Source organism: Lyngbya sp. CCY1209, assembly GCF_055795065.1.
Genome location: NZ_JAYFER010000586.1, coordinates 1 through 24,501 on the forward strand (window position 1 = coordinate 1; position 24,501 = coordinate 24,501).

Genomic DNA, 24,501 nt, shown 5'->3' on the forward strand with positions numbered 1-24,501 from the left:
GCTGTCTTTAAAATTTGAATGATTTCCTGTCGGCAACTCGGCGAAGTCCATTCCAAATTCAAAGTCCCCCTTTCAAAGGGGGATTTAGGGGGATATTTAACCTTCCATCAGATCGAAAAATGCTATATCTAAATTTCGGATGATTTCCTATCAACAATTCGGCGATTTCTTGGGTGGGGCTTGACAAAAAGCCGAATTTGTGGAAAAATTAAGCCAAATGGTATGATTGCCCAACTTGTATCTATATCCAGACATGGAGACGGGAGATCGCCCCGTGTCGTGACGCCTCCCAGTGGTTTTAGATGCGGTCGGGGACGATGCCGAGTTGCTTCAGGCGCTTGATCAGAGTAGAAGAACTGCGATCGCCTTTTGTCATCCCCCGCGTGACGGGTTCGGTTCGTCCCGCCTCCAGCTCTTCCGGGGTGGGGATCAGGTTTCCCCTGCTGTCGCACCAGCGCAGCCATGATCGCCTCCAACCTCGGTATTCTCCCCGCCACAAGCCCAAACCCATTTCCAGTCTGGGAAACCAAAATATGCCGTTTTTCAACTCCTGCCGTTCATAGCGATCGCCGCCGAGTCGAAACACTTTCAAATTGTCGCTGGCTTGGTCGAACGTGACGTAGAAGGGAATGCCCAAAATTTGTTCGTACACTTCCCAGGCCGTCGGTTGTCCGGGCGATCGCGGTCTTTTGTCCTGGGTGCGCGGCGGGAGAAATTCCATCGCCACGATCGGACGTCGCCCTTCCTGCCAAATATAATAACCCCGATCGCCTTTGGAAGCAATCCGAGAGGGGGACAAATCCACCACCCCGAACCAGTGGGGAGACTCGCACCAGGTCGGGTTGCGGGGGTCGTAGTAGATGTTGCGATCGGCGGCGGCCAGGATGCGATCGCTCGAATAGCGGGGCGGAAAAAACGTCAGGCTGCACAGTTGGGATTGCAACCGGTGATAATTCCTGGCGAGAGTCGTATTTTTGGAGTTATTTTCGGTCATGGAAAGATGGCGGGTTGGAGTCCTGGTATCTGAGTACAAAATATCGGACGTACCGGAAAACACCCCCCAGTTTAGCGGATGCCATTTGAGGACGGAAGGGGAGGGTGAATCCCCCCACAAAACCGATTCGCAACAGCCGACAGAACAAGACGGAACCGGCGGCGTGTTTGTCCCAACTCAGGGGATAGCTGTAAATGCTATGTCGGAGTTTGATACGGGGATTTTTTCCGATGATGGAAGACGGATGGTGGGTCACTCCAACGCGGGGTGTCATCCCGATCTGGTGTCCGAGTTTGCGATCGCGCAAGCACAGATCGAAGTCTTCGCAGTACAGAAAATAATCTTCGTCAAACCGGGGACAGTTTCGGAACGATTTGAAAGAAATTAACAAACTGCAAGCCTTCAGCCATCTTCAGAGCCTCCATCCTTCCCCCTCCGTCCAACTTCGAGATTACCGAGTCTCCGTTGCCACCAGTTCCCGTTCAACAGGCAGGATCGAGTCCTTTTCCGGTTGAGGTTCGCTCAAAATATCGTAGCCGAGTTGTTGAGAAATCCGTTCCCTCGCCAAAGTCCGGTACTCCCAAAAATGTTCTCCGGCCGCGCACAAACCCAAATACAGATTCAGAACTTGTGGCTTTTTCCGCCAAACCGTCCATAACTGTCCCCAAAACTGTTGGCGAAGGTGGGGCCGGCGGATGCCCTGATGCCAAATTAACTGAGTCACCAACCGCAACCCTTTACCGATGGGAAATTGCATGGTTTGTTTGTGGTCTAATCGCGAACCCAGATCGAGACATTGACGGAAACAGCGACTCAGATAACGACTCGGTTCATACAGCGTCCAAAAGCCTTCGACATACTCTTTTGCAATTTCGGCGATGGGACGGGTGGGAATAAAATTCATCAGGGTATTTTGATCTCCCGTCGGATGAATATTGTCACCCTCACCTAAACGCTGTTCTTGTTTGAGGCGATTCCAGAGTGCCGTATTGGGAAGAGCTTGGAGAATGCCGAGCATGGGTTGGGGAATGCTGGTTTCTTCTACAAAGGCTTGAATCCTTTCCCCCGCCCCGGTCTGTTCTCCATCAAAGCCCAGGATAAATCCGGCATAAATCAACAAACCCGCTTCGTTGATATGGCGACAGGATTCGACGAGAGGATGACGGGTATTTTGCAGTTTTCGCGCCCCTTGTAAACTTTCCGAATCCGGGGTTTCAATGCCCAGAAATACGGCGTAAAATCCCGCTTCAGTCATCAAGTGTAATAATTCATCATCTTCGGCTAAATTGACCGATGCTTCGGTGATGAAGGTGAAGGGGTAGTGGTGCTGCTGCATCCAGGGAATCAAGGCTTTTAGAAAGCGTTTTACATTGCGTTTATTGCCGATAAAGTTATCATCGACGATGAAGAGCGAACCCCGCCAGCCCGAATCGTAGAGGACTTGTAACTCTGCCAAAATTTGACTCGGTTCTTTGGTGCGGGGTTTGCGTCCGTAGAGGGAAATAATGTCACAAAATTCGCAGTTAAAGGGACAGCCGCGAGAGAACTGTACCGCCATCATCAAGTAAGCGTCTTGTTGAAGTAGGTCAAAGCGGGGGATGGGGCTGAGTGTCACATCCGGTTTTTCCATAGAGCGAAAAATGCCCTGAGTTTCACCTCGGTTGATGGCTTCTATAAACTGGGGAACGGTCAATTCTCCTTCGTCTAAAATGAGATAGTTGGCTCCAGAATTTAGGGAATCCTGGGGTACGGAGGTGGGATAGGGGCCTCCGACTGCCACTTTTTTTCCCAATTTGACGGCTTTTTGAATGAGGGCGTGGAAATCGGGCTTCTGTACCATCATCGCCGAGAGAATGACCACATCACACCAGTCCCAATCGGCATCTGTTTCTAGACTGACATTGCGATCGTAAAATCGAATTTCCCAGTTTTGGGGGAGGAGGGCTGCGACCGTAATAATGCCGAGGGGTGGAATCACCGCTTTGAGTCCGGCAATTTCCATAAAGCGATCGTAAGACCAGAACGACTGGGGAAATTGTGGATAGAGTAATAGGGCTTTCATCGGATAAACTCCTTTGAGTATAACTTTTGGAATTGCTGACCAAAGCCCGGATTTGAATCCAAACTTTTTCTGAAATTATCTTGATATTCATGGAACTGTTGACATTGTAATGGAAGTTGCCAGAATCATGGGGAAATTAAAAAGACTGATAATCGGCTGGATGGGTCGGGCCTGGGGAAGGAATATGCCGAAAGAAATATACAATAAGGAATAGATAAATACTGGGGTATAGTTTTCGCCCTAAAAACCCACCGAAAATGTCAGATACTGCGTCGGATGTACCGCCACACCCCCCGCAGTTTAGCCAGGGAGACTTGGGGACGGACTGGAAAAGTCAAACAGGCGACGATACCAATCCGCAAAAGTCGATAGAATAAAACTGAACTCCCGGCGTGTTTGTCCAAACTCAGCAGATAGCTGTAAATACTGTGTTGAAGTTTGAGATGGGGAGTTTTTCCTGTAATAGACGAGGGATAATGAATGACTCCAATCTGGGGAGTTATCCCGATCTGATGTCCGAGTTTACGATAACGTAGGCAGAGGTCGAAATCTTCGTAATACAGAAAATAATTCGGGTCAAATTTGGGACAGTTTCGGAATGTTGGGAGAGAAATTAACAGGCTACAAGCCGTCACCCAAGTTGTCGAAATCCAAGATAAATTGGAAGGGGTAATCTCTTGTAATTGAAAAATATGACCCGTTTTTATAATAAATTCTCCTCCCCCGAACCAAACGCCGCCGTCCGGTTCGTAGACGGCGGTTCCCAAAATTGAAAGTTGGGGATTTTGATGCAAAACTGCCAGAACTTTTCCGGGGGTTTGTTTGGGGACGATCGCATCCGGATTGATCAACCAAATGCATCCATCGCGATCGCGTTCCCAAACCCATTGTAACCCCAAATTGCAGCCGCGACCGAATCCCACATTTTCGGGGGAATCCAAAATAATAATTTGTTCCGATTCTAACTCCCAGATCGAGCGATCGCCGGGGGAGTTATTGACGATAATAATCCGATATTCCGGACTCTCACTTGCCGCGATCGATTGAATTAACCGTCGGATCAAATCGGTCGAATGATAATTGACAATTATCCAGTAAATCACGGTTTTTTAGGTAATAGGTAATAGGCAATAGGCAATAGGCAATAGGCAATAGGCGAGAGGTAATAGGTAATAGGCGAGAGGTAATAGGTAATAGGCGAGAGGTAATAGGTAATAGGCGAGAGGTAATAGGAATGGGGAATCGGAATACCGCTGCTACAGCGTTTCTGAAACTGATGAAGTCCGTCGGGAAATTAAAAGTCCCCCTTTGTAAGGGGGATTTAGGGGGATCGTCCGTGGCTGGAGTGGTTTACTCCGGCGTCAAGCCAGTTCGACTTGGGAATCATCTCCCAGCATAAATCGCAAGGCTTTCGGTCGCTGGGGTGCGGTCGTCAACTTGGCACGGCGACCGATCAATGTATCGACAATGCGATGGTTAACGTTCTCAATTGTCGCTTCGGATAAAATCACGCTATGCTCAATTTCGGCATCAATTAACGTGACGCGATCGGCGATGCTGGTGTAGGGTCCGATAAAGCAGTTTTCCAAATGGCAATTATCGCCGATCATGACCGGTCCCCGGACGCTGCAATTCACCAATTGAGATCCGGAACCAATTTTAACCCGGCCGATAATCTTGCTGTCGCCGTCAATGTTGCCTTCAATTTTACAGGTCGATCGCTCGTCCAAAATGATCTGGTTTGCACTGAGGAGGTCGTCTTTTTTACCTGTATCCAGCCACCAGCCATCTAAAATACAGGATTCAACCTTTTTGTCGGTATTAATTAATTGTTGAATGGCATCGGTAATTTCCAATTCTCCCCGTGGGGACGGTTGAATGTTGGCGATCGCCTCGTGGATGGTACGGTCGAAAAAGTAAACCCCCACCAACGCCAAGTTAGAAGGGGGGTCTTTCGGTTTTTCCACCAACTTCAAAACCTGGCCGCGATCGCCGACGACCGCCACGCCAAAAGCGGTGGGATTTTCGACGGGACGCAGGAGGATCAAACTGTCGAGTTGCTGTTGTTTGAACTGTTCCAAAAACGGCAACAGGGGATTTTGAATTAAGTTATCTCCCAAGTACATGATAAAGGGAGAATCCCCCAAAAAAGGCTGGGCAATTTTCACCGCGTGGGCCAAACCCGCTGGGGTGTCCTGGAGGATGTAGGTAATTTTTGCGCCGAAGCGATCGCCATTTCCCGTCAGGGATTTGACTTCTTCGCCGGTTTCCGGACTGATAATGATGCCGATGTCGGTGATGCCGGCCGCCACAATTCCCTCGATGCCGTACCAGAGGATCGGCTTGTTGGCGACGGGAACCAGTTGTTTGGCACCGGTGTAGGTGAGGGGTCGCAGTCGAGTTCCTTTGCCGCCGGACAGAATCAGTGCTTTCATGATATTTTACAAGTTTATTGACTTGATACTGTGACAGGCAAGATGCCTGTGCTACTCATTTTAATTCGCCCAAGTTTTGAGCATTTTTCGCAGTCCTTCCCGCCACTGGGGTGCGTGGGTTCCGATTAGGGTGGCGAATTTTTTGCCGTTCAAAACGGAGTAGGCCGGACGCCGTGCGGGGGTGGGATATTCCGCCGTCGTAATCGGAATCACCCGTTCAATTTTGAGGGGTAAACCTAGCGATCGCCCTTCCTCAAAAATGGCGATCGCGAAATCGTACCAACTGGTCACGCCACTATTTGTATAATGGTAGATTCCAGCCGTTTCTGGGTTCAGTCGGGGAATTAAATTGGCGATCGCCCCCGCGAGATCCCCGGTCCAAGTCGGGCTCCCCACCTGATCCGTGACGACCCGCAACTCTTCCCGTTCCCCACCCAGGCGAAGCATGGTTTTGACGAAATTTCCCTTTCCCCCCACGCCGTAAACCCAGGCGGTGCGGACGATGGCGAAGGTGCCCCCCGCCGCCGCGATCGCCTTTTCTCCGGCCAATTTCGAGGCGCCGTAGGCCCCCAGCGGGTTTGTCGGGTCGGTTTCGAGGTAGGGGTGGCTTTGGGTGCCGTCGAAGACGTAATCGGTGGAAACGTGGATCAATTTTGCATCCAGACGCTTCGCCTCCGCCGCCAAAATCCCCGGTGCCGTTCCGTTAATTTGCATTGCCAAATCGGACTCGCTTTCGGCTTTGTCCACCGCCGTATAGGCCGCCGCATTCACCACCACATCGGGTTTCACCTCTGCCATCAGGGATTGAATGGCTTCCGGTTTTGTCAGATCCAGGGTGTCCCGTCCTACGGCGATCGTCTCACCCGAGGAGGAGAGGAGGGGTTGTAATTCACTCCCCAATTGGCCGTCTTTTCCCGTCAGTAAAATTCGCATCATTCAAAAATTTCTGCCGTTTTCAAAGGTGTGCCGTTCCGATCTTTTTCAGATAGTTTCGGTTCGATGCCGTCCGAGGGCCAAGCTACCGCCACATCCGGGTCATTCCACAGCAGCGATCGCTCGTGTTGTGGCGCGTAATAATCGGTGGTTTTGTAGAGCACTTCCGCCACGTCCGATGTCACCAAAAAGCCGTGGGCGAATCCCGGCGGTACCCAAAATTGTCGTTTATTTTCAGTATTGAGATGACAGCCGACCCACTGTCCGAAGGTGGGGGAATTTTTGCGAATATCGACGGCGACATCAAAAATTTCCCCGAGAACCACCCGCAGCAATTTTCCTTGGGTTTGTTGAATTTGGTAGTGCAGTCCCCGCAATACGCCGCGGCTGGAACGGGAGTGGTTGTCTTGGACAAATTCGGCATCTACCCCGGTTTTTTCGGCAAAGACTTTTTGGTTAAAACTTTCAAAGAAAAAACCGCGATCGTCTCCGAAAACTTTGGGTTCGAGGATCAAAACGTCCGGGATTTCGGTGGGAATAACGTTCATTTCAGGGTTGGGCAAAATTGAACCGGTCTCTAGTGTACCAAAGATCGATTTAATCCAAACCATCTTTATTGACTTTTACGTTAATTTCTCCCTGCAGCCGGACGAATCGATCGCGATCGCGATCGTAAACCCAGGCTGAAATCGTGCTTTCCCCCGGTGGCAGGGAATCCGCAGATAGGGTGAGGGTCCACCGGGATTGGCTGTGGCGATCCCTTCCGAGAATTTCCGCCACATCGGGACTGTCCAAATTGACGTAGGCGTTGGCAAAAAATTGCGGTGCCGCCTCCGGGGATTTCGACTGGCGGGACAGAAACACCAGTTGGGGTGTCGCTGATGGCGTTTTTTCGGGAAAAATTGCCCAACCTCCGAGGGTGAAAGATTGCGAGTTGGCAACTTGAAAAATATCCGATTTCTGGGGATTATCGATATAGCCGTAGGTGCGATCGGGTTCGGCTTCCCATTTGACATCATGGGCGAAATTTCGGAAGCCGATCGCTTGCAAAGATTCCACACCGTCTTGAATCCACCAGGTCGATTTGCTCGACGGCAATAAGCAGCGTTGGGGATGGTTTTCAAAAAAGGTCGAACTCGTGTTAAAATAGGGGAATAAATATAAACAGGTTTGACTGGATTGGGTGTAGAATAGATTCCGATCAGAACGGGCGATCGCCTGCCCGGAACTGACCCACAGCGCACAGGCAATAACGCCACACAGGAAGCTGTAAAGCAACGCCGGAAATTGAATTTTAAAGTTGGGATATCGTTCGGAAATCCACTGCAAGCCGAGATACAGAATGGCGATAATCAACAATAAGCTGTGGGTCGTGTAGCGGACGGCTGACAGGGGATAATCTGCCCCAAGTTCAGCTCTCCCCACCGTTGTTAAAACAGAAGTTGACACCGAAAATAGACCGATAGAAATCCACGGTGAGGCGTTCAAAAATGTGTGAAATTTCCGATATTTTCTCCAGTTATAAATGAGGAAAAATAGAAACGAAATCAGAATTAAAAAACCGACGAACCCAGCAATTTTAGAAGATGATGTCAGGGGTGCAGCCAGTAAATTTAGGAAGAAATGAATTGAGGTGTAAATTCGCTCCCAACCGGAGAGAGTGACGGTTCGGGGTTCCCGGATATAACCGATCGCGTACACCCCGCAGGATACCACAAAACCGAGCAGCCACAGGAGCGATCGCCGGCGTTTTTGATTGTTATTTCCCGGCAGAGAAACCACCGCCGGAATCAACGCCAACCAGGACAGCAAACCCTGCAACGAAGAAAAACTGGCGATGCCGCACAGTCCTGCCGACAAGAGAAATTTGGAGCGATTATTTTTTCCGTCAATCGTCAAAATTAAGCAGGCAAAAATAACGCAAAAATTAATCAAAAAAATCGGCAGTTGAAATCCCCATAGCCATTCTTGATTGAGGGAAAAAAACAGGACACAGACCAATAAATTGGCGAGATGAAATAGGGTTCTGTCTGCCATTCCGTTGGCAATTAAAGAGAGATAATACAACCCCAAAAACGATAAAATCGCCCACCCCAAATTGAAAGACATTTCCGCCAAAATATTCCATTTCGACAAAAAGCCCAGGCCGATAAAAATCAGCCTGGGAAATAGAATTCTGTGGGTGTTGTGGAGGGCGAACAGGTCGCCAAATGTCAGTGTCCCCGCCGCCGTTTTCTCGAATAAACTCGGTAAAACCCACTGGTCGAAAGTGGGGACATCGACGCCAAATTTCGCCACAAAAGCGATCGCGCCCAAAATCGGAAGCAGATAACCAATCCATAGTCCGAGATAAAATTTGGGCGATCGGTGCGCTGTCGCGGATCGGTGCGCTGTCGCGGATCGCTTGCCAACATCAAACATCAAAAAGTCGGATTTACCGCAAGTTGGTGATACTTTCAAACTGACCGGTGAATCGGCTGAACAGCATTTCCAAAACCGATCGCTGACCGATATTAATCTTGGTATTCACCGCCATGCCGGACTGCAACCCGATCGCCACCTGATCCTCCACCGGTTCGTCATCGTTCAAGATAAAGTTCTGGCGTTCCAACTGCACCTTCGCTTTAAAAGAATAATACTGGCGCAGTTCGTCCGGGGGAATCGCATCCTGGGAAATCCACTTCAACTCGCCCGGAACCGTGCCGAACTCGTTGGAGGGAAACGCATCGATGTTCACTTCCACGGCGATGCACTGTTCGTCCTCAATGCCAATTTCCGCCCGCGCCGCAGCCGAAGTCGGACAGATACAATCCTTTTCGGTCTGACATTCGATCACCTCTCCGGCGACTTCCTTCCCATCCCAGGGCGAGAGCAACTCCCGCTTGATCCGCAGGGCATTCAAAGCCAGGGCCACATCGCTGTTTTGGATGTAAACCACCGCCTCCAAGCCCTCTTCGTCATCCAAAACCGTCAGCAGGGGTTCCGTCTGTTGGGCTTCGTAGTAAGCCTCTTCGCAGCGGAGGGGCTTCGGGTCGCCCGGATTGAGGATGGAACCGACGACGTAGGAACAGATCTCGTCTTGATTCATATCTAAAGAGGCATTCGCTTTAGTGGAGGGAGCCAAATCAAAAACAATTCCAGATGCCGGAGCCCTCAACACCTGAGTGTCCCGCTGTTCCTCCACCTTTTCGAGTTGGGCGTCGAGTTCGGAGAGTTTTTTCTGGTTGTCCAACTGCAGGCGGCTGAGTTGAGAATCCGCACTGGCAATCTGTTTATTATTTTCCTGAATCCGAGTGTAAAGGTCCCGCGCCCAAGAATCCTTGGTATTTTGGAGTTCTTCTTGAGTGCGAGCGATCGCCGCTTGAGTCCGCAGAATCTCATTTTCAAACCGCTGCACCTCCGCTTGCTGCCGTTCGATCTCGCCCCGGCGCTGGTTAATTTCGCCCTGGCGCTGTTGAATTTGATCCTGTTGTCGGAGTACCTCATTTTGATTTCGGAGGATGTCCTGTTCCTGGCGCTTGCGCTGCAGGTCGGACATCGCGCCTTCTTCCACCAAAGGAGAAATCTGATCCAAAATCGACTGATTCACATCCAGCAAATCTTCCGATTTCACCAACTGATTTTCAGCCAGAGTCAATTGCTTTTCAGAAGAAGCCAATTGATTGCGGCTATATTGAAGCTGCTCTCGGGCGGCGGCCAGGGCATCTCGGTTTTGCTGAAGCTGTTTTTCCAGTTCTTGAATGCGAAGCTGGGCCGCCGCGACTCGGGACTGATATTCGGCGCGGTAGTTGGCCACCAAACCTGCCTGGGAGGCGCTAAAGCTGACGGCACTGCCCTGGCCCAAATAGAGTTCGTCCACCAAGGACTGTAAAGTTTGATTTTCCTGAATGCGGGCATCCCGTTCCCGCACCAAATTCGCCAGATCGGGAGGCAAATTTGCCGTCGAGCCCCCGCTGACGATATCGCCGTAAAACTGATTTTCCCGTTCCAGGGTCGATCGCAACGTTTCGAGCGATCGCAGATCCGCGCTGGGACTGGTGGGACTGAACGTGAGGAGGGGCTGATTTTTCTCGATGCGATCGCCATTTTCGACGTGCAACCGCACCACCGCCCCCGTGGTGGGGGCTTGAATTTCCCGGGCGCCGGAAGTAAATTCCAATTCTCCCACCGCCGGAACCGTCTGTTCGATGCGGGAAAAGTAGGCCCAGATGACTCCGGTGGTCGTCACGAGCATGATCATCCACAGAAATAAATGGGAGAGGAGGGCGGGTTTCTCCAGGATGACCGGTTGTTCGGTAACTGATGCTGATTTCATAAGTCCTGTGATCTCTAGTTCGCTGTGGTCCGAAAGGGGACAAAAAACTAACTCGACTCCTCTACCACCACTGACGTCAAACGTCCTACTGTTGTGCCTCTTGCTGTTGATACAGGCAGTAGTAACGCCCCTTGATCGCCATCAATTCGTCGTGGGTGCCCTGTTCGACGATCGATCCTTGGTCCATCATAATGATGGCGTCGGCATTTTTGATGGCGCTGAGACGGTGGGTGATGAAGAACACCGTGCGATCGTGGAAGGCCTCGTTGAGGTTGCGGCTGACCAACCGCTCCGACTGGTAGTCCAGGGCGCTCGTCGCCTCGTCGAGGATCAACAGTCTCGGATTTTGCAATACCGTCCGGGCGATCGCGATTCTTTGTCGCTGTCCCCCGGAGAGTCCCGTGCCCCGCTCCCCGACAACTGTATTGTAACCGTTGGGCAAACTCATGATGAACTCGTGGGCATCAGCCACCTTCGCCGCCCGGATGATCTCATCGGTGCTCGCCTCCGGGTTACTCAGGGCGATGTTTTCCTGCACCGTCCCGCTGAACAGCAGGGTATCCTGGAGCACCACCCCGATCTGACGGCGGAGGGAGTACAACTCCACCTTATTGATATCGTAACCGTCGATTTTGATGCGGCCAGACATGGGGGGATAGAGCCGCTGCAGCAGTTTCATCAGGGTACTTTTACCCGAACCACTCAACCCGACGATCGCCACAAAGGAACCGGGCGGGAAGTCCAGATTCACGTTCGCCAACTGCAGCGGACCGCTGGCGCCGAACCGGAACGATACTTCTTCAAAGGTAACGGCTCCATCGATTTCCGGCATGGGAATGTTGTTGCGATCGGCTTCGTCGGCTTCCGGATAGGTGTCGAGCACGTCCCGCAGACGTTCCACCGACATCCCCACTTCCTGGAAACTCTGCCAGACGCTCACGAACCGCAGCAGGGAACCCGTCACGTTTCCGGCGATAATTCGGAAGGCGATCAGTCCCCCGATGGTCAGTTGTCCATCGATCACCAAATAGGCCCCCACCCACAGCAGGGCCAGGGCGGAGAGTTTGTTCAAAAAGGTACTAATAGAGTTGGCCGCCGTCTGGGTGAGAATGGTTTTAAAACTGGCACTCATGTAGCGGGCATAACGTCCCTGCCACTCCCAGCGGGAGGTGAGCTCGATATTTTGAGCTTTTACCGTCTGCATCCCGTTGAGCACCTCCACCAGGTAGGCCTGGGACTGGCCGAACAGTTCCGCCTTCCGTCGCAATAGTCGCTGGATGATCGGGGAGTTGATCACGATAATCAACGCGAACAGCGGCAGGGGCGCCAGGGCCACCAATGCCATGGGAATGCTCAGGTAGAACATCACGGCAACGTAGACCACCGAGAACACGGCGTCCAACACGACGGTTAAAGCCGTACCGGTGAGGAAGTTGCGGATGTTGCTCAGTTCCCCGACCCTGGCCATAAGGTCGCCCACCCGGCGGTTGTCGAAGTAGTTCAGGGGGAGTCGTAACAGGTGGTCAATCACCTCGGAACTGAGTTTAACGTCGAGGCGGTTGGTGGTATCGACAAATAGGTACGTTCGCAGGGCGGATAATAAAGCCTCGAACAGGGCGACCCCCAACATCAAGATCCCCAAAATATTCAGGGCGTCGATGTTGCGCTGTCCCATCACCTTGTCGATGATGATCATGGTGATCAGGGGGTTGACCAACCCGAACAGTTGCACGAAGAAGGACGAGAGCAGGACTTCGACGAACACGCCCCGGTGTTCCATGATGGCGGGGACGAACCACCAGAAGCTGAACTGTTCCTGCTGGTCGCCCTTGGCTTCCTGGAGGAGGAGCACCGGGGCACCTTCTCCCCACAGTTCGGCGAGTTGGCCGGGGCGGATGCGGACGATCCCCTGTTCCGGGGAGGCCATCACCAGTTGGCGTTCGCTGATGCTGTAGAGGATGGCGAAGCTGTCTTTCCACTGGATCATGGCCGGGGCTTTCAGGCGTCCGATCGCCTTGGGGGGAACCTGCACCAACTGGGCGGTGATGCCCATCATCTGGGCGATCGCGCCGCAGGCCTGCAGGGTGAGGAAACCCACGGTCTGAATTTGGCTCTCGATCACCCGCCGGATCAGGTCTTTGCGGAAGTTGACTCGGAAGTGCTTGCTCAACATATTGAAGCAGGCCAGGGGGGCGTCGATCTGGCCGCGACCCCGGACGACGGGGAACCGCTGAATTTGCTTGCCGGCGTCCGGTTCGGGTTCCGGGGGGGTAGGGGGGGCGGGGACGATATCCAGTCCCGTTCTCAATCCGTTGCCGTCGGCGGGTTCTTCCGTCCTGACCTCCCCATCCTTCGGCGCCGGGGCCGTCCGCAGCCCGACGAGCCGCACCCCCCGGGGGCCTTCGGCTTTCAGTGTCCGGGGCAGGGTGTCGGGGGAGAGGACGCTCCCGATCGCATAATCCCCCAGCACCCCGCTGCTGACCAGCCAGGCGCGCTCGGGGTCGAGCATGGATCGCAGGTCGTTACCTTTCTTTTGGCCTTCGAGGAGGTTGACCACCACCGCATCGGGCCAAAATTCCTGGGTCAATTCTTTGACGTTGCCGCTGGCGTTGGCTTGCTGTTGGAGGCTCTGGCTGAGGAGTTCAAATACTTCCGCGATCGCCGCGTGATCCCGGAAGGCTTCCCCGAAATTCGGCTCGCGATCGATCAGGTTCAGAAATGCCGCCGCCGGCAGGGTGACGCAGATCGTGTCCGTGGAGGCGATCGCTGTCTCGCAGGGGACTCCCCGCACCAACCCGGCCCAGCCCAGGACTTCCCGCGCCCCCAGCAGCCTCAAGCTGACGTGGCGTTGGGTGCGGGCGTCGTATCCCAGGAGTCGGGCCTGTCCCTGGTAGACGACCGCCACCTGGGTGGGCAGTTTGTCCCGCTCGAAGATCGGCTGTCCGGTGCGGTAGCTCAACAACTGGCATTGGGGCAGCACCTTTTCGATCGCTTTTTCCGACAGGCGATCGAAGGGGTGGGTTTCGGCCAGAAATTCCCGGATCTGTAAGTTGGAAACGGCGGATGTGGTCATGATACTGAAGACACCTCAGTTTGCAGGGGTTCGAGAGAGCCGACTTCGGCGATCTGCTCTCGCAGCCAGGTTTCAAATAGTTCCTCGATCAGGCGGCGCCGCATGGACTCGTCGAGTTGGGCGGGAATGAACTTTTCGAGCCGGATCAGCACCATCCACTCGGACAGGGGTCGCGGTGCCCACAGTTGCCCGGGTTGGCTCACCGACAGCAGTTTGCCGATCGCCGGGTGGGGTTGGGACAGGGACACTGGCCCCAGCAGCCCTCCGGTGCGGGATTCGGGCCCCTCGGAATATTCCCGGGCGGCTTCGGCGAAGTCCTGTTCTCCCTCGGAGATGCGAAAGTAGAGTTCGTGGGCGAGTCCGGGATTTTTGGTGCGGATCAGGGAATAAACCACTTGGTCGAGGCCGGTTTTCCGGGTGATAAAATAGCTTTCAACCTTGTGGCTCCACTGTTGCTGTTTGAATTTTTCCAGCTTGATCGGCCGCCGGGCGATCGCTTCGAGGTCTTCCCGCGTCATTCGGTGGCTCTTCAACCAGGCCTGCTGGGCTTCGGGGGAGGTGAGTTGATGTTGGGCCGCGAACTGTTCGATGGCAGCCGCCACCTCTTCTTCGGTGCAGGCGATCGAGGCGGTCGCCTCGTCCAAAATCACCTCCCGCAGAAATTGCGGCATGAGTTGATACCGTTTCAGTCGCGATGGAATTTCTTCCGCCTTAATGATGGTTTCTCCGACTTTGTACACTCCGGTCATTACTCTGCTCCAACTGACTTGGGCTACCCCATTCATCCAAGCTGTTTCGATTCTGTCCCGATAATAACAGACCGTTCGCCGCTCCACCCCCGACGAATCTGAATTCGGATCGGTTCCGTCTGGATTCAACGTCTGTCCCTCTGAATCGGGCCGATCGCCGACCGATTCAGTTTCTCACCACTTACATTAATTTACCCGACGATTGAAGAGTGCTTGCAATTGCGTCGCTCGACTCTCGGAGTCGAACTGATGTCTCCACTTCGGGAAGTTCTGCCGGATCTGTTCCGCGCCGGCTCGGCGGTACTCCGGTTCCCTTCCGAGACGGATGCTCTGGTTTATATACAGTTGCTCGTCTGTGGCGATCGCATCCGGAAGTTCCAAAAGCCGCAACAGGGCCGCTCCCCGCCGCGATCGCGCCGTTTTTCCTTCCCGGACGACGGCGGGAACCCCCGATTTTAACGCCCTCAGCAGGGACGGACTCCCCGTTTTCGGAAAGGGCTCCAAGTAGATGTCGGCGAGGCTGAAAATGGTCTGCCTGTCCCCCTTCGAGAGGTTCGGCAGCAACCGGATTCGCCCCGGGTCGAGGCCCTGTCGGGACCAGCGCGATCGCACTTGCCCCATCGGCGGGTTCTCAGCCGGAGTGGACTCGAGGACTAACACTAAAATGGACTCGGGAACTGCCATCAAAATTTTAGCCCAGGTCGCCCGCATTTCGGGCGTCACCTGTTCCCATTCCACTACGGATAGAAATCGGACCGTCTGCTCTGAAACGCCCAATTTTCGGCGCGTTAGCTCGGTTTGGGGGGATGCGGACGCCGGGGCAAACCAGCGAGAATCCAAAAGATCCGGGATGATGCGATCGTCGGGATCTTCGTGACGTGCGGGCGACCCGGCGGCGTACACCTGTAGGGGGGCGAGTCGGTGCCGCGCCAGTTGAGTGTAGGAGTTGACTTCGGCGGTTACATCGGACGCAATCACCGCCACGTCCAGGTTTGAGCGCCGCAATGTCTGCACCCGTTCGGGCAAAGATGTTGGCAGAGCCATGCACCCCGTGAAGCTGGATGCACATAAATTGCCCAGCCTATCATCTTCCATTGTACCAAAAAACAGAAAAATGTCAAACTGATAGAAATTAAATTTTTCATACACTGCGAGAACCGCCAATATTTCGTCATCCAAACAAAGGTTGTCAATCAGGATTCCCACCGATATTTTATTGTTATCTCGGCGGTTATTTTGGTCGAAATTATAATCAATTTTATGTCCGATCGCTGGCAGATAAAAATCCAAAACGGCATCGCGATCGCTCAAAATTGACTCGACATCGCCATCGACATTCAGCAGCGGCCGTCCGTCCCACAATTCCAGGGCAATTTTGGCGACATAAACCCACAGACTGCTGTTTTCGGAATCGGTTTGAATGTGGCGTTTCAAATAGTCCCAGATATCCGAGACAAAGTTAACGTAATTTTCGATATCTCCGACTTGGTTAAATTCTCGCACCGGGGAAAACAGAAAGCGGATAAACTCGTCGAACAGGTAATCGGGGACGATCGCATTTTGATAGTGCAGCGGGAGTTGGTAGGCGGGACGGTACAGCATCGCCGCCAGCAACAACTGACCGCCAGTTTCGGCGGTGAAGCCTCGGGAAAGTTGGAGTTTGATGCGTTCCCACAATTCGGACTCCCCGTCGGCGATCGCCATTTCAGTTATCCCGCTATTTCGGATAATTTCATTGACTTTTCCCCCCTCGGCGTTGTATAGTTTCTGTAGGCGATCGCGGTCTGAATTCAGCCACATTGTCGCCGTCACCTTTCGCAGCAGCCGGAGATTTTCCAGACTGGGTTCGTGTCCGGGATTTTGGCGATATTGTTCCGCCAGCGTCCGCGACAACTCCAGATAATCCGGACGAGATTTGACCCAGAGTTGTTGCAGGATTTGTTCTTTGACAGATAAACTCAAAAACCGATAATCCGGATCGACCATTATTTTTCGATACAGCCGGCCGTAGTCGCGGAGATTTTGACCTTTGGCGATATTGCGTTGGGTTTGTTGATCCTGGTGAATCCGCAGGCAGGATAACGGTTGATCGACAAAACCAATTTTGTAATCCCCCATAATTCTGAACCACAGATCCACATCCAAAAACTGATGCAAATCGGGATCGAATCCCCCCAATTTGGAAACAGCCGATCGCGACAGCAAAACCGTCGTCGGTTCGCCTATTTTATTCAATCGACCCCGGAAGCAATTCGGATCGGAGAGCAATTCGGAACCGTTTTGAATCGGCTGCAATTTCGACCAATCTCGATGCAAATTTTTTGTCCCGTTGTAGGCAGCCCGACATTTCGGGTGAGAGAGCGATCGCGGGTCGATAAAGGTATGGCGGCGGGAGAAAACTAAACCGACGTTCGGAGCTCGTTCCGCGAGGGCGACCAATTCTTCGACGCAGTTGGTTTCGAGGCGGTCATCTTGCAATAGAAATTTGATGTATTTTCCCCCGGCTTGGGACAGGCAAAAATTGAGATTCTCCACCAAACCATAATTGATGTGGGTGAAGATGCGGAAGGGGACGGGGGAGGAAGATTTCAAAGACTCCGCGATCGCCACGGTGCGATCGGTCGATCCGTCGTCGGCGAGGATAATTTCGCAGTGGGAATAGGTTTGGGAAAAGGCGCTGGCGATCGCTTCGGAAATAAACGCTTCTCCGTTGTAGGTCGGGATGCAGATACTCACCAGGGGAGGTGCGGTTGAGGAAGTCGAAAAAGACGGAGCCGCCACCGGAGCAATTTTGGTGAAATTATCCGTTGCGGTTTGAATCGTTTGCAGGCGGTTCAAAATGCGATCGCCGACGGCTTGGGGACTGAGTAAAGAGCGAATATCGGCGGCGGCTTTTCTGCCAATTTGTGCGGCCGCTTCCGGGTTTTTAAAAACGTACCGCATCAACTCGGCGGCTTGTCGGATGTCGGGTTCGGCCCAAATATTTCCCGGCTGGTAGGGGCCGTCGGCTTTTGCGATCGGAACCCGGCGATATTTGACGGGAAAACTATTCGCCAAATTCATAAATTCGGTATTGGAAGAATACCCCGTCGCGATGGTGGGTTTGCCGTGAAACATGGCTTCGGCCATCGTCAGTCCGAACCCTTCCGAACGGTGCAGGGAAATATAACAGTCGCAGTGGGAAACCAAAGCGTTTATTTCATCCCGGGACAGATAGCGATCGATAATCGAAATAGCGGGGGAATCGGCGATCGCATTCAGGAGTTGCGATCGTTCCCGGGGGAAGCGATCGGAGTTGGAACACTTCACCACCAAACCCACCTCGGCCGGGTTATTTCCGAATGCCAATTTAAACGCCTCCACCACCGCCAGGGGATTTTTCCGTTCCATGCGGCTGAAAAAGTCGAACATGAATAAAAAGATAAATTTATCTTTGGGAAGTCCCACCCGTTCCCGCGTCAGCGTCGCCGGCGGAAGAGAGACCGTCGGCATCATTTTAATAACCGGAATGGGAGACACCCTGCCGATGGCGGACACGCAATAATCGCTGTAGGTCCAAATCTCGTGAAACAGGGAAAACGCCGGCATCCACTCCGGCGGAAACTCCGGCAACTCCCAAGCCCAGAATCCGATATTATATCGATTTTTAAAATAGTCCGATCCGACGAGTTTGGCGAACCGCATCACGTCGTTGGCGTTGATCTGGATCAGGTTGACCGGGTGGGGATTCTCCGAGGTAAAATTCCGGAAGCTGGTGTCTTGTTTTCGGTGCGGACTTCCGGTAAAATTATTGATGGCAACGGGAATGTTTGCGGCTTCCATCCCCCGCAAAGTTGCCCGGACTCCTTCGCCGATGCCAAATTCTCCGTTGACGAAACCGGCGACATTGACACCCAGCTTCGGGGCGACAATTTCCAAGGGTTGGGGTTGCCGTTCGATCCGTTCCAAGGTTTGGCGATAACTCCGAGAAGACCGCAAAAACTTCCGCAATTCCGCAGCGTCATATTGGGCGAATTTTGCGAACTGTTCGGGAGAGAGTATCTTTTCCGTCAAGAGGTGGAGGGAGGAACCGTTAGAATAGACATTTAATCCCAGTTTTGTTGCAATTACCTCTAATGCTTTCGGGGTGTAAAAGCTGACGTGCTGTCCTTCCTGGGGTGCGTAGTACCACCACTGGCCGGGTTTCGGATTGTGGGGGGGGAGGAGCTCGGTTGAGAATAAAATATTTCGCGATAATTTCAGCAGTTGGCGGATGTCGTTGAGGGGGTTGGAAAAGTGCTCGAACAGTTCAAACGCCGTGACCAATTCATAGGGTGAGTCGGGGTCGAGGGTGGCTTCAAATTCTGCCGCAAATAGGTTATCACAGAAGCGATCGCACCAGTCGAATTGAAACCGGATTTCCCGCATCAGCCGCACGAACAGACCGTAACCGCCGCCGTAGTCGAGAAACCGGCCCTCGGGATCAAAAAATTGAGTGATAATCTGACTCGACAATTGTGCCAACATCAGGTTGCGAAATACGAGGCCGTCGTCACTCGAAGCGATCGCGCGATCGTATGCTTCGGACAGCCAGTGGGGTTCTTCCGTCTGCACGAACCCGCAATGTTGGCATCGAAAATAACTGACCGGGTAGCGGTTGAGTACCGCAGCCTGACCGAAGGGGAGGGACGGGGACGCACAAACTTTGCACTGCATGGCGGGGGGAGCGATCGGTATTCCGTATTTTACCGCAGAATGGGTCTGAATCTAAAAAATTTTAGCTATGGGATAAGAAATAATTGCTTCATCTTCTGTCATGATGATCGAATCATGTTCCAAAGATTGACAAAGCAAAAGGCGATCGAATGGGTCTTTGTGCAAAGGGGGTAATTTGGCTAATTGAGTAATTGTCGTTTCACTAATCGACAAACTGGCAATCTGGTGTCTTTCACGCTGTTTGGGAACGTAAATTTCCGGTGATTCTGGCAAAGGCAATTTTCCCAATTGATATTTAATCATCGCTTCCCATACGGAAACGACACCGAGGTACACTTCATTTTCTTGACTACTAATCGCATCACGACATCTTTCAGGCAGTCGCCTATCGTTGGTCAGCAACCAGAGAAAAATATGAGTATCTAGGAGGATATTCATGGATTGTCAAACAAGTCAATTATTTCTTCTGGTAGGGGATCGTTGAAATCATCGGGGACGATAAATTCCCCTTCGCATAAACCGATAGGACGACGTTTTTTTTGAGGTGTACTTGTTGAGATCGGTTTGATTTCAGCAATGGGGCGATCGGCTTGAGTAATGATCAGGGTATTGCCTTCTTCGATCAATTTTATAAATCCCGACCAATTTTTTTGAATGTCATCTATATTTAGACTAATCATGGTATTTTAAGGTTGAAAAAATTTCGATCGGCGTTGGTTTTGCTGAAGCCGTTTTTTGAAATCCGATGTGTGATGTCCGACTCCCATTTCGATGAAGTCAGCTTTTAGGGTTTGGATGGTTTCTTGTTCTTGAGCAATTTGAACGCAAATCCTGGAAAGCCAAAGTATAGCTTGTATCCAAAAAATAAATATTTTCATTGGTCATACAGATGGCGATCGTGGTCGATCGCACCATCCTCGACATCACATTCCACAGGATTTGAACCCAAATCCCCAATCGAGGATGTTTTGGGGACTGCCGTAATAATAATTTTATCCTCTTCTTGAAGAATCTCAAATTCTTGGTTTTCTCCTAACAAGCCTTTGGGAATTAATAAGCCCTGTTCTGTCGCGGTTAATTTCATGTCCGATCGCCTCGATTACTGAGATTGGGCTAAAAAGCATCTTTGATCGTAACAAATTTAGGTCATTTCTGTCATCTTCTGGGAGCTTTTAGCATTGTTGGGGGAAAAGCATTGAAAGCGATCGCACCCCTTTCAGTCGTCGTCCTCCGCCTCGTCCAGGTGTTCGGAAACGTCGCGGTAAAGGTTGAAAATGTGATGGTCTTTGAGCCCGTACACCACATTTCTGCCCCGTTTCTGATACCTGACAAACCGCATGGTGCGGAGAATTCTCAGTTGATGAGAGACGGCAGATTCGGTCATTTGGACGGCGGCGGCCAGGTCGCGCACCCGCATTTCTTTCAGGGCTAGGGCCGACAAGATCCGCCAGCGGTTCGGATCTCCTAAAATACTAAAAAATTCTGCCATGCGTTGAGCTTTTTCGACGCTCAAAATTTTTTCCACGGCCCGGGGGGGCGCGGAGTCTGGGTCTGGGCGGGCATTCGGGTCAGCGGTGTCAGACATAAGGGGGTGCGGAGGTTTCGACTGCGGTGCGGATCGATACCGATCCTGAAGAAATTGTTAAGCTTCCAGAATCTAATATCTGAAAGCCTGTTCAGATGTTATGGTAGTAACCATGAAAGCTTGTTCAAGCTTTAGTCTATTGTATCTTCAGGAGAAGTTGTGATGACGACCGCCACCCAAATCAAATGTGCCTGCGAGTCCTGTCTGTGCGTTGTCGATACCGCCAAAGCCATTCAAAAGGATGGCAAGTATTACTGTAGCGAAGCCTGTGCCAACGGCCACCCTGACGGCGATGGCTGCGGCCATGCGGGATGTAACTGCCACAGTTGAAACCAATATTTGTGGCGGCAGAGATGACGATTTTCGGTCAACCTGTCGCCACTTATTTTTGTGGAAATTTTGCGCGATCGCATTCCCAGATATAACCCGACAAAAAACTTGTCCCTTTTTTGCCTTCACGCACCATAAGGTCCGATCTGAATCTACAAAAAATTTTAACTTTTCCGGATCAAGAAAATACTACTTCCGACAATGAGAAATGCGATACCCCACCACAGCGAGTCCCAGGGCAAAACCTTGAGTGAAAGCGTTACGATACCCGACGTGATCAGAGACCATCCGATGGTCGTGCGATATTTTAGCATGAAATAACGTCCTCGAATGAAGAGCGAAGGGTTAAATCCCCCTCTCCGAATACAATATCTAGCTGGATGGAACCCAACTTTATACTGTTGAGGTTAACTGAAAAATCCGATATCGACCTCTATCTGTAGACTTATTCGAGACAGCCGATCGCCCCCCGGTTGCACTTCAACGATAAAACCCGCCCCCTCTATTTGACTTTTACACCTGATCAAATTCCTGAGATATGGCTTTCATGAATGCACAGATCGATGAGGCGATCGCATCTCCAATCATTTGCCCGTTTCAACCCCTCTTAAAACCCGGCCAACCCCCGCGCCGCCAAAGCCATTTCATTCCAGGTGGGAGGGCGATAATCCCGATGGTAGGCGCGATCGACGTATCCCACCGGACTCGGCAGTTCGTTCCACTTCATTTCCCCGTTGAGAAACCGTTTTAATTTCTGTTCCCAATCTGGGGGATATTCTCGGATAATGGGATGTTTGATAATCACAGGTTTTGACTCACCCCGATCGCCCACAATATCGAGACTGAGAATACCCAGGGGACGGACGAAAATTCCCGTTCCAAACATCAAAAACTCTTCCGATTTGAAGTTATTTTGCTTGAGGAGAATGACGAAATGTCCGCCTTCCGGAATTGGGTAGGGAATGGTGGCGCGATCGCCAACGGGTTCCACTTCGATATTGTAACCGTGAGTCAGTCCCAAATCCAACGTCGTATCTTCGTACTCGCGATCGGGATGGGGGATCAAAATCGTGAACTGATGCAACTCCAACCACGGATTATCGATCGCTTCGTTTGTCTCCCGTTTCCGTTCGGTGTAGCGCTTTTGCATCTCCTGACTCACGTAGCTTTCGCGATCGCACAGGTGAATCAAAGACATATTGATCACGCATCTGTCAAATGGCGTGACTCCCAACGTCCCTTGCATCATCGGATAGATTCCTTTTTCGGCTCAAGAAATAGTCTAAGTGATGGCACAATTAAGAACGGTAGTTCTAATTACATTTTAACTCAAAAGAGATCGTTTATACCAGATTTATCATTTTTTTATCTTTGCCGCGGGTAAAATTGTCAACACTTTCGCCTTTTCTGGTCATCCTTCAGTTCACCCAAAAATCGGGCGCGATCGCCCTTCATCCGCCAAAATTGACAATTGCCAGAAAGCCACATCAAATCCGACGAGTCGGAAGCCGGAGCATTAATTAAAAATTAATCATGATTAATTTTTAATTTTTAATTGTTCAAAACGCCGACGGCATCAACTGCAGCGGACCCAATCCCAACTCCTGGGGGGAGAGCGATCGCACCTCCAGCAGGGCCATCATATCCTTGAAACCCGGTTGACCCCGGGAGGCGCCCGTCAGACCCATCGCGATGATCAGGCCGCACCAGCCTCGGGTTTCGCTGCAGCGTCGCTCCCACTTTTTCCGGGCTTCCCGGTGAGTAGGGTCGTCCTCTTCAAACTCCCCGAACAAGTGCAAATCGCCGTCTTCGGTTTTCAAAATTCCCAGGTCGTAATTTCGACCCTCCGCCGGATCTTCCCCCGGGTTGAAACAGATGCCGATCAACCCCCCGGCGTCCTGCAAATTCTGAATCAACGCCTGGGCTTTCGGCTTGGAAGTTTGAATCAAAATCACCGGCAAGCCGTCTCCTTCCTCGGGAATTTCCACCTCCGGGGGTTGGTGAAACTTGGCGTGTTCCCGCAAATACTCAGCCGTCTCCCAGGGAACCACGCCCAAACTCAAAAACGACTTCGGGGGAACCAGATCGTCCCGCAACACCGGGACATCGAATTCCAACTCCTCCTCCTCGGCTTCCGCCTCGTTCACCATCTCCATCAGTTCGTCCGCCACCTCGGGGAGGGTTTCCACCTTCACCGAAATCAGCTTTTTGCCCTCCTCCGGCTGGGGAGACGGAATCCGATATCGCTTGGAGAGACTAGGGAAGGCACGGGGACTCAACTTGTAGCGGAAATCGCGCAAAAAGCGGTGCAGGGCTTCCAGAGCCACCAGCATCAGCCCCGCCTCTTCGTCGTAGAGGATCGATCGCAGCCCTTCGAGGGGGTGGAGGTTGCCGAAATTGGGCTGAATTTCCGAGAGTGGCAGGGCCGCCCAATTCACGTCATCGTCATCGTCCTCGTCCAATTCCTGCGATCGCTCGAAGGTAACGAACAGGCAATCCTGGGTCAAAAAAGCCTCTTCCAGGTTGTCGAAAGGTTCCCGGACCACCACCCGCTCTCGAAACCGTCGCAGGGAGTCCAGGGAGCGGTACATCAGCACCCCGTAATCCATCCCCAGCTTGCCCAGGGTGGACACATAGAGGGTGCCGACATCGAACTGATTCACCTCGAGGGACAAAATTTGATGTTCGCCCAGCTTCTCCCAGGGCGCATCCCGCCAAATTTCGTAAGCTTTTTCCGTGAGGGCCTCCGCATACTGGCGGGGGAGTTGGGGGGGGCGGGAGTCCGCGACTTCCTGAAGTCCCCGAAAGATCTCGTCGATGAGCGGCAGGTCCGGCACGTAGTCGATGACGATATCGAGATCCTGCAAGACGCCGCGCAGGAAAAATTGGATTTCCCGATCTTTGACGACAATTTTTTGGGGCCGAGCCGCCGGTGTCGGACTTTGGGGGTGCTCCATCGCCCGCAGCAGGGTCCGGACGATCGCTTCGGGTCCCATCTCGGCCGGCACCATATCCATCGCCCGCACCATCCCTTGGGACCCGTCCACCCAAATGATACATTCGCCGCCCGCCTCGGCATCTCCCTCCAAACTCGCACCGGACTCCGGAGCGATCGGACGGCGGTCGCCCTCCCACACGCTCGGAATGGCGGGTAAATTTTGCAGCCGACGGAGGGTTGAAGCGTTGAGACGTGCCATTGAGATCCTATTTTTTTCGGTTCTGCTACCAGACTACGATCCTACATAATTCTCAGACGAAGTTGCTAGGTTCTTCAAATCACCCCGTCTCGATCCGAAATTGCCGATCGCGCCATCGGGTGAAGGATCGGTC

19 protein-coding genes are annotated in these 24,501 nt (G+C 52.3%); 1 reads left to right on the plus strand and 18 read right to left on the minus strand.

Going from position 1 to position 24,501, the window contains the following annotated elements; genetic code table 11:
• Positions 1-298 precede the first annotated feature (298 nt).
• The 16 genes from AC0QHF_RS21245 to AC0QHF_RS21320 all read right to left on the minus strand — a co-directional run bounded on the left by AC0QHF_RS21245 (position 299) and on the right by AC0QHF_RS21320 (position 20,841).
• Positions 299-994, minus strand: a complete 696-nt coding sequence (locus AC0QHF_RS21245; RefSeq protein WP_324706243.1) for a Uma2 family endonuclease — start codon at positions 992-994, stop codon at positions 299-301.
• Positions 981-1,385 carry a glycosyltransferase family 2 protein gene (locus AC0QHF_RS21250; RefSeq protein ID WP_324706244.1) on the minus strand — a complete coding sequence of 135 codons (405 nt, stop codon included), beginning with the start codon at positions 1,383-1,385 and terminating at the stop codon, positions 981-983. Before AC0QHF_RS21250 ends, AC0QHF_RS21245 begins: the two co-directional genes overlap by 14 nt.
• 60 nt (positions 1,386-1,445) lie before the next feature.
• A complete protein-coding gene (locus AC0QHF_RS21255) occupies positions 1,446-3,056 on the minus strand; it encodes a B12-binding domain-containing radical SAM protein (RefSeq protein WP_324706245.1) in 1,611 nt (536 codons plus the stop codon).
• A 260-nt stretch (positions 3,057-3,316) separates the two neighbouring features.
• Positions 3,317-4,159 carry a glycosyltransferase family 2 protein gene (locus tag AC0QHF_RS21260; protein ID WP_324706246.1) on the minus strand — a complete coding sequence of 281 codons (843 nt, stop codon included), beginning with the start codon at positions 4,157-4,159 and terminating at the stop codon, positions 3,317-3,319.
• A gap of 258 nt (positions 4,160-4,417) precedes the next feature.
• Positions 4,418-5,491, minus strand: coding sequence for a glucose-1-phosphate thymidylyltransferase (locus AC0QHF_RS21265; RefSeq protein ID WP_324706247.1), 1,074 nt, complete (start codon positions 5,489-5,491; stop codon positions 4,418-4,420).
• A gap of 60 nt (positions 5,492-5,551) precedes the next feature.
• Positions 5,552-6,424, minus strand: coding sequence for a dTDP-4-dehydrorhamnose reductase (gene rfbD, locus AC0QHF_RS21270; protein ID WP_324706277.1), 873 nt, complete (start codon positions 6,422-6,424; stop codon positions 5,552-5,554).
• Complete coding sequence (gene rfbC, locus AC0QHF_RS21275; RefSeq protein WP_324706248.1) at positions 6,424-6,972, minus strand: dTDP-4-dehydrorhamnose 3,5-epimerase; 549 nt, start codon at positions 6,970-6,972, stop codon at positions 6,424-6,426. Before rfbC ends, rfbD begins: the two co-directional genes overlap by 1 nt.
• Positions 6,973-7,021: 49 nt before the next feature.
• Positions 7,022-8,722, minus strand: a complete 1,701-nt coding sequence (locus AC0QHF_RS21280; protein ID WP_324706249.1) for a hypothetical protein — start codon at positions 8,720-8,722, stop codon at positions 7,022-7,024.
• 136 nt (positions 8,723-8,858) lie between these two features.
• On the minus strand, positions 8,859-10,739 hold the full coding sequence (locus AC0QHF_RS21285; RefSeq protein ID WP_324706250.1) for a beta-barrel domain-containing protein: 1,881 nt from the start codon (positions 10,737-10,739) through the stop codon (positions 8,859-8,861).
• Between the two features lie 85 nt (positions 10,740-10,824).
• Positions 10,825-13,812 carry a peptidase domain-containing ABC transporter gene (locus AC0QHF_RS21290; RefSeq protein ID WP_324706251.1) on the minus strand — a complete coding sequence of 996 codons (2,988 nt, stop codon included), beginning with the start codon at positions 13,810-13,812 and terminating at the stop codon, positions 10,825-10,827.
• On the minus strand, positions 13,809-14,561 hold the full coding sequence (locus tag AC0QHF_RS21295; protein ID WP_324706252.1) for a peptidylprolyl isomerase: 753 nt from the start codon (positions 14,559-14,561) through the stop codon (positions 13,809-13,811). Before AC0QHF_RS21295 ends, AC0QHF_RS21290 begins: the two co-directional genes overlap by 4 nt.
• A 186-nt stretch (positions 14,562-14,747) precedes the next feature.
• On the minus strand, positions 14,748-19,256 hold the full coding sequence (locus AC0QHF_RS21300; protein ID WP_324706253.1) for a glycosyltransferase: 4,509 nt from the start codon (positions 19,254-19,256) through the stop codon (positions 14,748-14,750).
• A 51-nt stretch (positions 19,257-19,307) separates the two neighbouring features.
• On the minus strand, positions 19,308-19,694 hold the full coding sequence (locus tag AC0QHF_RS21305) for a type II toxin-antitoxin system VapC family toxin (protein WP_324706254.1): 387 nt from the start codon (positions 19,692-19,694) through the stop codon (positions 19,308-19,310).
• Positions 19,691-19,936 (minus strand): type II toxin-antitoxin system Phd/YefM family antitoxin, encoded by a 246-nt coding sequence (locus tag AC0QHF_RS21310; RefSeq protein WP_324706255.1) that lies wholly within the window; start codon positions 19,934-19,936, stop codon positions 19,691-19,693. Before AC0QHF_RS21310 ends, AC0QHF_RS21305 begins: the two co-directional genes overlap by 4 nt.
• A 194-nt stretch (positions 19,937-20,130) precedes the next feature.
• On the minus strand, positions 20,131-20,340 hold the full coding sequence (locus tag AC0QHF_RS21315) for a hypothetical protein (protein ID WP_324706256.1): 210 nt from the start codon (positions 20,338-20,340) through the stop codon (positions 20,131-20,133).
• Positions 20,341-20,472: 132 nt separating this feature from the next.
• Positions 20,473-20,841: an ArsR/SmtB family transcription factor gene (locus AC0QHF_RS21320; protein ID WP_375341456.1), complete on the minus strand. Its 369-nt coding sequence runs from the start codon at positions 20,839-20,841 to the stop codon at positions 20,473-20,475.
• A gap of 162 nt (positions 20,842-21,003) precedes the next feature.
• Between AC0QHF_RS21320 and AC0QHF_RS21325 the strand changes: the two genes are divergently transcribed.
• The gene (locus AC0QHF_RS21325; RefSeq protein ID WP_324706257.1) at positions 21,004-21,171 is read left to right on the plus strand and encodes a metallothionein; all 168 of its coding nucleotides are present in this window, start codon (positions 21,004-21,006) and stop codon (positions 21,169-21,171) included.
• 607 nt (positions 21,172-21,778) lie between these two features.
• Here AC0QHF_RS21325 and AC0QHF_RS21330 read toward each other — a convergent pair.
• Together AC0QHF_RS21330 and AC0QHF_RS21335 are read right to left on the minus strand one after the other, a co-directional pair.
• Entirely contained in the window at positions 21,779-22,420 is a 642-nt protein-coding gene (locus tag AC0QHF_RS21330) for a hypothetical protein (RefSeq protein ID WP_324706258.1), read from the minus strand.
• 310 nt (positions 22,421-22,730) lie between these two features.
• Positions 22,731-24,368, minus strand: coding sequence for a DUF6930 domain-containing protein (locus AC0QHF_RS21335; protein WP_324706259.1), 1,638 nt, complete (start codon positions 24,366-24,368; stop codon positions 22,731-22,733).
• Between the last annotated feature and the right edge of the window lie 133 nt (positions 24,369-24,501).

What these genes read in the sequence shown, in the direction of transcription:
- AC0QHF_RS21305 (WP_324706254.1), bottom strand. Translation starts at nt 19,694, where the DNA reads ATGAATATCCTCCTAGATACTCATATTTTTCTCTGGTTGCTGACCAAC.
- AC0QHF_RS21325 (WP_324706257.1), top strand. Translation starts at nt 21,004, where the DNA reads ATGACGACCGCCACCCAAATCAAATGTGCCTGCGAGTCCTGTCTGTGC.
- AC0QHF_RS21265 (WP_324706247.1), bottom strand. Translation starts at nt 5,491, where the DNA reads ATGAAAGCACTGATTCTGTCCGGCGGCAAAGGAACTCGACTGCGACCC.
- AC0QHF_RS21285 (WP_324706250.1), bottom strand. Translation starts at nt 10,739, where the DNA reads ATGAAATCAGCATCAGTTACCGAACAACCGGTCATCCTGGAGAAACCC.
- AC0QHF_RS21310 (WP_324706255.1), bottom strand. Translation starts at nt 19,936, where the DNA reads ATGATTAGTCTAAATATAGATGACATTCAAAAAAATTGGTCGGGATTT.
- AC0QHF_RS21255 (WP_324706245.1), bottom strand. Translation starts at nt 3,056, where the DNA reads ATGAAAGCCCTATTACTCTATCCACAATTTCCCCAGTCGTTCTGGTCT.
- AC0QHF_RS21330 (WP_324706258.1), bottom strand. Translation starts at nt 22,420, where the DNA reads ATGATGCAAGGGACGTTGGGAGTCACGCCATTTGACAGATGCGTGATC.
- rfbC (WP_324706248.1), bottom strand. Translation starts at nt 6,972, where the DNA reads ATGAACGTTATTCCCACCGAAATCCCGGACGTTTTGATCCTCGAACCC.
- AC0QHF_RS21245 (WP_324706243.1), bottom strand. Translation starts at nt 994, where the DNA reads ATGACCGAAAATAACTCCAAAAATACGACTCTCGCCAGGAATTATCAC.
- AC0QHF_RS21320 (WP_375341456.1), bottom strand. Translation starts at nt 20,841, where the DNA reads ATGTCTGACACCGCTGACCCGAATGCCCGCCCAGACCCAGACTCCGCG.
- rfbD (WP_324706277.1), bottom strand. Translation starts at nt 6,424, where the DNA reads ATGCGAATTTTACTGACGGGAAAAGACGGCCAATTGGGGAGTGAATTA.
- AC0QHF_RS21290 (WP_324706251.1), bottom strand. Translation starts at nt 13,812, where the DNA reads ATGACCACATCCGCCGTTTCCAACTTACAGATCCGGGAATTTCTGGCC.
- AC0QHF_RS21300 (WP_324706253.1), bottom strand. Translation starts at nt 19,256, where the DNA reads ATGCAGTGCAAAGTTTGTGCGTCCCCGTCCCTCCCCTTCGGTCAGGCT.
- AC0QHF_RS21315 (WP_324706256.1), bottom strand. Translation starts at nt 20,340, where the DNA reads ATGAAATTAACCGCGACAGAACAGGGCTTATTAATTCCCAAAGGCTTG.
- AC0QHF_RS21335 (WP_324706259.1), bottom strand. Translation starts at nt 24,368, where the DNA reads ATGGCACGTCTCAACGCTTCAACCCTCCGTCGGCTGCAAAATTTACCC.
- AC0QHF_RS21295 (WP_324706252.1), bottom strand. Translation starts at nt 14,561, where the DNA reads ATGACCGGAGTGTACAAAGTCGGAGAAACCATCATTAAGGCGGAAGAA.